The 7,710-nt window shown below is 61.7% G+C and carries 7 protein-coding genes and 1 pseudogene; 3 read left to right on the top strand and 5 right to left on the bottom strand.

Annotated features, from left to right (window positions below):
- The 4 genes from U0988_RS00805 to rsmI all read right to left on the bottom strand — a co-directional run.
- The coding region (locus U0988_RS00805; protein ID WP_322290754.1) for a DedA family protein at positions 1-590 on the bottom strand (590 nt) is incomplete at its 3' end.
- A 22-nt stretch (positions 591-612) separates the two neighbouring features.
- On the bottom strand, positions 613-1,569 hold the full coding sequence (gene gshB, locus U0988_RS00800; RefSeq protein ID WP_322290753.1) for a glutathione synthase: 957 nt from the start codon (positions 1,567-1,569) through the stop codon (positions 613-615).
- A gap of 109 nt (positions 1,570-1,678) precedes the next feature.
- A complete protein-coding gene (locus tag U0988_RS00795; RefSeq protein WP_322290752.1) occupies positions 1,679-2,029 on the bottom strand; it encodes a YraN family protein in 351 nt (116 codons plus the stop codon).
- Entirely contained in the window at positions 2,026-2,886 is an 861-nt protein-coding gene (gene rsmI, locus U0988_RS00790; protein ID WP_416172344.1) for a 16S rRNA (cytidine(1402)-2'-O)-methyltransferase, read from the bottom strand. The genes U0988_RS00795 and rsmI overlap by 4 nt, the downstream gene beginning before the upstream one ends.
- Positions 2,887-2,913: 27 nt before the next feature.
- Here rsmI and U0988_RS00785 point away from each other — a divergent pair, with 27 nt between their 5' ends.
- Positions 2,914-4,080 carry a penicillin-binding protein activator gene (locus U0988_RS00785; protein ID WP_322290750.1) on the top strand — a complete coding sequence of 389 codons (1,167 nt, stop codon included), beginning with the start codon at positions 2,914-2,916 and terminating at the stop codon, positions 4,078-4,080.
- Between the two features lie 57 nt (positions 4,081-4,137).
- A complete protein-coding gene (gene parE / locus U0988_RS00780) occupies positions 4,138-6,129 on the top strand; it encodes a DNA topoisomerase IV subunit B (protein WP_322290749.1) in 1,992 nt (663 codons plus the stop codon).
- 35 nt (positions 6,130-6,164) lie between these two features.
- Here parE and U0988_RS00775 read toward each other — a convergent pair whose 3' ends face one another.
- Complete coding sequence (locus tag U0988_RS00775; RefSeq protein ID WP_322290748.1) at positions 6,165-7,415, bottom strand: bifunctional alpha/beta hydrolase/OsmC family protein; 1,251 nt, start codon at positions 7,413-7,415, stop codon at positions 6,165-6,167.
- Between the two features lie 164 nt (positions 7,416-7,579).
- On the opposite strand from U0988_RS00775, the pseudogene U0988_RS00770 reads away from it, so the two are divergent.
- A pseudogene (locus U0988_RS00770) lies at positions 7,580-7,710 on the top strand (ATP-binding protein); the annotation flags it as partial.

Here is a 7,710-nt window from a genome sequence, read left to right as displayed (position 1 = left end):
CGCTCCGAACGCGGCTTCCACCGGACGACGCGCCAGACACACCCTGCGAGCGTCAGGCCGATCAGTCCGCCGACTATCCAGCCAAGCAGGCTTTCCGCCCCAGCGAGCATTGAACCGGCCTTGATCAGGAACCCGTTCCAGATCGCAGCACCGGTAAAGGTGTACAGTAGAAACCGGCCCTTGCTCATATGCGCGAGGCCTGCGGGCAGGGAAATCATCGTCCGGAAGATCGGCAGGAACCGCGCGAAGAACACCGTCCACTGGCCCCGTCGCAGAAAGAATGTAGTGGCGCGCTCCACATCGTCCCAGTCCAGTGTCAGCCACCGTCCCCGGCGATCGACGAACGGGCGCAGCCGTTCATATCCCCAGGTATCTCCGGCCCAGTACCAGGCATAGTTGCCCAGCGTCGAGCCAATGGTCCCGGCGATAAGCAGCGGCCAGAACTCCATCCTGCCTTGCGACACCAGCAGACCGCCGATCCCCATGATCACTTCGGACGGCATGGGCGGAAAGATATTCTCCAGTGCCATCAGCGCCAGGATACCGAGGTAGCCCGCCTGTTCGATAGCTCGGATAATGAAGGAAATCATCGAAGGTCTTCGCGGGTAAGTATCATCCCGCCGCCGCCAGCCGCCGCTCGATCGCGTTCCAGATCAGACCCGGAGTGTCGGTGCCGTTGAATTTGTCGATGACGACGATACCTGTCGGCGACGTCACATTGATTTCCGTAAGCCATTTTCCGCCGATCACGTCGATGCCGACGAAAACCAGCCCGCGCTTCTTCAGTTCCGGACCCATTGCTGCGCAGATTTCTTCTTCCCGCGGCGTCAGTTCTGCCTTCTCCGCATAGCCGCCCTGCGCCAGATTCGACCGGAACTCGCCCTCGCCAGGCTTGCGGTTGATTGCGCCGGTAAATTCGCCGTCGATCAGGACGATCCGCTTGTCGCCCAACGCGACCTCGGGAATGAACGGCTGGACCATGTGCGGTTCGGGCCAGGTCTGGTTGAACACTTCGAACAAGGCCGGCAGGTTGGTGCCGTCAGCATCGATCTTGAATATTGCCTTGCCGCCATTGCCGTGCAGCGGCTTGACCACCACCGCGCCGTGTTCCTGCTGGAATGCCTGAACATCCTCCAGCCTGCGCGCGATCAGCGTCGGCGGCATGAAACGCGCGTAATCCAGCACGAACATCTTCTCCGGCGCGTTGCGGACGCTGGCTGGATCGTTGACCACCAGCGTCTGCCCTTCGAGCCGCTCGAGAATCAGAGTGGCGGTGATGTATCCCAGGTCGAACGGCGGATCCTGCCGCATCAGGATGACGTCAACATCGGTGGCGAGATCGATCTTGCGCAAGTCGCCCTTGGTAAAGTGATCGCCTGGCACGTTGCGGACCGTGATCGGCGCAGCCCATGCGGTGATTTTCGAATTTTCCCACGCAAGGGTGCGCACGTCGTAATGCCAGACGCTGTAGCCCCTCGCCTGTGCGGCCATCATCAGGGCAAAGCTGGAATCCCCAGCGATTTTGATCGTTTCGATGGGATCCATCTGGACCGCGACGCGCAGGGACATTTCAACTTACCTTCGATTTTCATGTGTCCAGGCTACGCCCGACACCAACGGAAATTTACAGACTGGCTAGCCGTTCATGGCAAACTGAGTCGAGCGACGGGCGTCACCCTCATGGCTGCCAGGCGTTCACGATGTGGCGCGGTAAGCAGCGCGGCGCAAGGAGCAGCACGTCGATCCTGATATCCTCACCATTGGTCGCATATTCATGAGCCACCGCCTCGACCGCCGCCGCCACGCGCCGCAAGCGGTATTCATCGATGGCGATATCCAGTTCAGCGGCGGTCCTGCGCCATTTGACTTCCACAAACGCAATCAGGCGGCCACGCTTTGCAATGAGATCGATTTCGCCGAGAGGGGTCTTTCGGCGGCGTTCCAGGATGCGCCAGCCCCTCAGCTGAAGGTAAAGCGCGGCCTGCCGTTCGCCTTCGCGTCCGGCGCTTTCTGCCCGTTGGCGCCTCACTGCCCCCTCAGTTCCATCGCGCGGGCATACAGCATTTTGCGGTCAAGTCCGGTCGCCTTCGCCACCTGCGCCGCCGCTTGACTGGCTTTCATGGTATTCAGCGCGTCCACCAATAGGGCATCGGCATCGCCGATATCGAAAATTGCCTCCACAGGCGGAGCGACCAGCAGCACAATCTCTCCCTTTGGCGAATTCGCCGTGTAATGTGCCGACAGCTCTGCCGGTAAGGCAGTCCGGCATTCCTCAAACATCTTGGTCAGCTCGCGCGCCACGGAAACCTCGCGGCCCGGCATGATTTCATCGATCGCGGTCAGGGATTTTACCAATCGCGGCCCGGTTTCATAGAAGACCAGCGTGGCCGCAACATCCGCCACATCGGCCAGCATATCCCGCCGCGCCTTGTCCTTGACCGGCAGGAAGCCTGCGAACAGAAACCGGTCGTTGGGCAGGCCCGACAGCGTCAGCGCGGTGATGAGTGCGCAGGCACCCGGCAGGCTGGTTATCACGACTCCCGCTTCCCGCGCGTCGCGCACCAGCCGGAAGCCCGGGTCCGAAACAAGCGGTGTTCCGGCGTCGCTGACCAGCACCACCGCTTCCGATTGCATCCGTTCCACCAGCCGGGCACGGTCGCGGGCTTCGCTGTGATCGTTGTAGCGCCACAAAGGTTTGCTGATCCCCAGATGCTTCAGCAATTTGCCCGTAACCCGCGTATCTTCGCAGGCAATCCCGTCGCACCGCGCCAGAACATCGACTGCCCGCATTGTTATATCGGTAAGATTGCCAATCGGGGTGGCGACTATATAGAGCCCGGCTGATAAGGGTTCGAATTGAGTTTCGCGGTTCACGCGGGCACTCATGGACCAGCAAGGTACGGAGCGGCAAGCATGAAGCGCATGAAACTGGATCGGCGCGCGCTGATCGTCACGGTGGCAACGGTGGTTCTGGCAGGGTGCCAAATCGTTCCCAAAACCACTCGGCCAGGCCCCTCGCCCGGCACCACTCCAACGCCGATGCCGAGCGAGACGGCCCTGCCTTCGGACGACACCCGCCACCGGATCGCGCTGCTAGTGCCAATGAGCGGTGACAATGGCGCGGTTGGCACCGCCATCGCCAACGCGGCCACGATGGCCTTGCTGGACACCAATGCGTCGAACCTGCGGATCACCACGTATGACACCGCGACCGGGGCCAGAAACGCTGCGGCGCGGGCAATCGCCGATGGCAACAAGCTGATACTCGGCCCCCTGCTGGCAGACAATGTGCCGGCGATTGTGGCGGAAGCCAGGCCCGCAAAAGTTCCGATGATCTCCTTCTCCAATGATGTCAGCGTCGCCTCTGCCGACACCTTTGTCATGGGGCATATCCCCGGCCAGTCGATCACCCGTTCGGTCAATTACGCGCGCCAGAACGGGCGCTCGAACTTCGCGGCCATCATCCCGGACGGCGAATATGGCCAGCGCGCCGAACAGGCGTTGAACAGCGCGGTACAGGCGAATGGCGGCAAGGTTGTCACAACCGAACGCTACAACCGCGGCAACACCTCGATTGTCAGCGCCGCCCAGCGGCTGAAGGCCCGCGGAGGTTATGACACTGTGCTGATCGCGGACGGATCGCGTCTGGCGGCTCTGGCGGCAGGCGAACTCAAGCCCGGTGGCCGGGGCGAGGCGCTGCTGCTCGGTACCGAATTGTGGAGCGGAGAGGCGGGCCTGACCCGCACGTCGGCGATGCGCGGGTCGCTGTTTTCGGCGGTATCCGATGCCCGTTTCAAACGGTTCGCGGATAGCTATTCAACCCGCTTCGGCGCGCAGCCCTACCGGATTGCGACCTTGGGATATGACAGCGTGCTGCTGACGCTCAACATCGCCAAGGACTGGCGGGTCGGACGCAGTTTCCCCGTCGCAGCCTTGCGGGATTCGGGCGGTTTCATCGGCCTGGACGGACCCTTCCGGTTCCAGCGGTCCGGCGTGATCGAACGGTCAATGGAAGTGCGCGAGGTGCGTGACGGCGATATTGTCGTGGTATCGCCTGCGCCCGCCACCTTCGGCGACTGACGATAAACTTTCAGCGCTGCTTGTCGGTTGCGCGCGGCGGCGCTTATAGCCCCGCCCATGACTGACGATCTTTTTGACGGTACACCCGCGTCCAGCGGCGATTACAATGCATCATCAATCGAAGTGCTGGAAGGGCTGGAGCCGGTTCGCCGCCGCCCGGGGATGTATATCGGCGGAACGGACGAGCGCGCGCTGCATCACCTCGCCGCCGAAGTCATCGACAACGCGATGGACGAAGCGGTCGCCGGCCACGCCACCCGCATCGAGGTCTCGCTGGAGGAAGGCAACCGTCTCAGTGTGTCGGACAACGGCCGCGGGATTCCGGTCGAGGAACATCCCAAATATCCGGGCAAATCGACGCTGGAAGTGATCCTGTCGACCCTGCATTCGGGCGGAAAATTCTCCGGCAAGGCCTACGCTACCAGCGGCGGCCTGCACGGTGTCGGGGTCAGCGTGGTCAACGCGCTGTCGTCCGACACACGGGTGGAGGTGGCGCGTGACCGGCAGCTTTACGCGCAGAATTTCGCGCGCGGTCTGACGCTTGGCCCGATCGAGAAACTGGGACCGACACCGAACCGCCGCGGCACCACAGTCAGCTTCACCCCCGACACCGAGATTTTCGGCGACCGGCAGTTCACGCCCAAGCGGTTGTTCAAGCTCGCCCGGTCCAAGGCCTATCTGTTCGCCGGAGTCGAAATCCGCTGGAAATGCGCCGCTTCTCTGGTCGGCGACGATGTCCCGGCCGAAGCGACCTTCAAATTTCCCGGGGGGCTGTCCGATCATCTGGCGGAGCAGATCGGCACCCGCGAATGCGTCACCGCGCAGCCCTTCACCGGCAGCCAGGAATTTCCTGCCAACGATGCGGGCGATATCATGGGTCGCGCCGAATGGGCGATCGCCTGGCCGCTGTATTCCGACGGTTCGTTCAGCTGGTACTGCAATACCGTGCCCACGCCCGATGGCGGCACCCACGAACAGGGACTGCGCGGGGCGCTGACCAAAGGGCTGCGCGCATTCGGCGAATTGATCGGCCAGAAAAAGGCCAAGGACATCACCGCCGATGACGTCATGACCGGCGGCGAGATGATGCTGTCGGTATTCATCCGCGATCCGCAGTTCCAGAGTCAGACCAAGGACCGGCTCACCAGCCCCGAAGCGGCGCGCCTGGTCGAAAACGCCATGCGCGACCATTTCGACCATTTCCTGTCCGACAATATGGAGCGCGGCAAGGCGCTGCTTGGCGAAGTGATGGAGCGGATGGACGAGCGCCTGCGCCGCAAGCAGGAACGCGACATCAAACGCAAGACCGCGACGAACTCCAAGAAGCTGCGCCTGCCGGGCAAGCTGACCGATTGTTCGGGCGACGGCAAGGGTGAAACCGAGTTGTTCATCGTCGAAGGCGATTCCGCCGGCGGCAGCGCGAAGCAGGCGCGCAACCGCAAGACGCAGGCAATCCTGCCGATCCGCGGCAAGATCCTCAATGTCGCCAGCGCCACGATGGACAAGATCCGCGCCAACAGCGAAATCGCCGATCTGACGCTGGCGCTGGGCTGCGGCACCCGGAAGGACTGCGACGCGGACAATCTGCGTTACGACCGGATCGTGATCATGACCGACGCCGACGTCGACGGCGCGCATATCGCCACACTACTGATGACGTTCTTTTTCCAGGAAATGCCCGATCTGGTGCGCAAGGGGCATCTCTATCTGGCGCAGCCGCCGCTTTACCGCCTGACTGCTGGCAAGGAAAGCCGCTACGCCCGCGACGACCTCCACCGCGCAGAACTGGAAGCCACCGTTTTCAAGGGGAAAAAGGTCGAGGTGGGCCGGTTCAAGGGCCTCGGCGAAATGAACCCCCAACAGCTGCGCGAAACCACCATGGACCCCGCTACGCGCAACCTGATCCGGATCACCATCCCGCCCGAATTCGAACAGCGCGCGGCGGTGAAGGAACTGGTCGACCAATTGATGGGCCGCAACCCAGAACACCGGTTCAATTTCATCCAGAACCGGGCGGGCGAGCTCGACCGGGACATGATCGACGCCTAGGCAGGCTTTGCATTAAAAGCCCGTCGAGGCACCGGTCATTTTGCAGCAATCGGGTCGATCGCCCGACCGCTTGTGCCCACCGCCTCGGTATGAATATGCAAATGCCCCTCCAAAGTCCGGTGTACCGGGCATTTGTCTGCAATGGCGACGATCTTCTGGCGCTGATCGTCGCTCAAGGCATCGCCCAGCAATTCTATCCTGCGATAGAGCGCCTGAACCTGCGCCCCGTCATCCTCGCAATGATCGCAATCCTCCGCATGGTTACGCTGGTGCGTGACATGCACCCTCGTTCCTTCGAACGGCCATTGTTTGCGATCGGCATACATCTTCATTGTCATGGCGGTGCAGGTGCCGAGCGCTGCCAATAACAGGTCGTAAGGCGTCGACCCGCTGTCGTCGCCGCCATAGCTGGCGGGCTCGTCGGCGACGAAGCGATGGCGCGGCGTATGCACCTCGGTACCGAATTTTCCATTGCCGGTATGCACCATCACGCCTTCTTCCGGCATGGCAGGTGCCGCCTTGTTCGGCATGTATCGCGCCGCCCACGCCGCGATCATCCGCGCGGCAAAATTCGCGTCATTCTCGTCCAGCAGCAAATGATCGGCGCCTGCAAGGCTGACAAAGCTTTTGGGGTGTTTGGCCGCATCGAACAGTTTTCCGGCATGGTCTATTCCCACGATCAAGTCAGTTGGCGAATGCATGATCATCAAAGGAACGCGCAATTTTGCCATCATCGCCAGCAGATCAACCTCGCGGGTTTGTTCGAGGAATTCCCGCCCCAGCAGAAATTTGCGCCCGCCAATTGAAACTTCACCTTCGCCATCCTTCTCGATCTGCGCCAGGTCACCCTTGATATTGTGCAGCACGTGCGGGACGTCGGAAGGCGCGCCTATCGTTGCCACCGCTGCTATGTTGCCGCGCCCCAGCCCGGCCGACGCAGCCAGCACAGCTGCTCCGCCCAGGCTATGCCCAACCAACAAAATCGGACAATCAAACCGATCGACGAGATATTGTGCGGAGACGATCAGATCCTCCACATCGCTGGCAAATCCGGCTCGGCCGAATTCGCCCTGGCTGGCGCCGAGGCCGGTGAAATCGAACCGCAGCGACGCAATTCCTTCCCGCGCCAACGCACGCGTTACTGCGGTTGCCGCCTTCGATTGCTTGGTACAGGTGAAGCAATGGGCAAATAATGCCGCCCCGCGCACCAGCCCGGTGGGCAATTCAAGCGAGCCCGAAAGTTCATGCCCGTGGGTCGTGGTAATCTTCAGGCTCTCGGTCGGCATTCGCAGTCTCCTTGGGTGCAGGTGTAACTGGCTATTCGGTTTCTGGCGTCAAAAGTTTCAATTTGCCCGCAGCTTGTCTCGGCAATGGATGTGTCATGCAGTGACACCCTTGCACCAAACCGCAGGGTAACTTAACGCGCACGGAAAGTTTCAAGGGAAAACCGATGACCGTACAGACTACTGCCCAGTCCGATATCGGCCGTTTCGACGGCACCCAGTCCTATATCGCCACTGAGGACTTGAAAGTGGCCGTCAATGCCGCGGTAACCCTGCGGCGTCCGCTGTTGGTGAAGGG

Source organism: Allopontixanthobacter sp. (genome assembly GCF_034376665.1).
Taxonomy (GTDB): domain Bacteria; phylum Pseudomonadota; class Alphaproteobacteria; order Sphingomonadales; family Sphingomonadaceae; genus Allopontixanthobacter.
The sequence above is the reverse complement of the archived record's forward strand: the minus strand, read 5'-3'. Positions and strand labels throughout refer to the sequence as shown.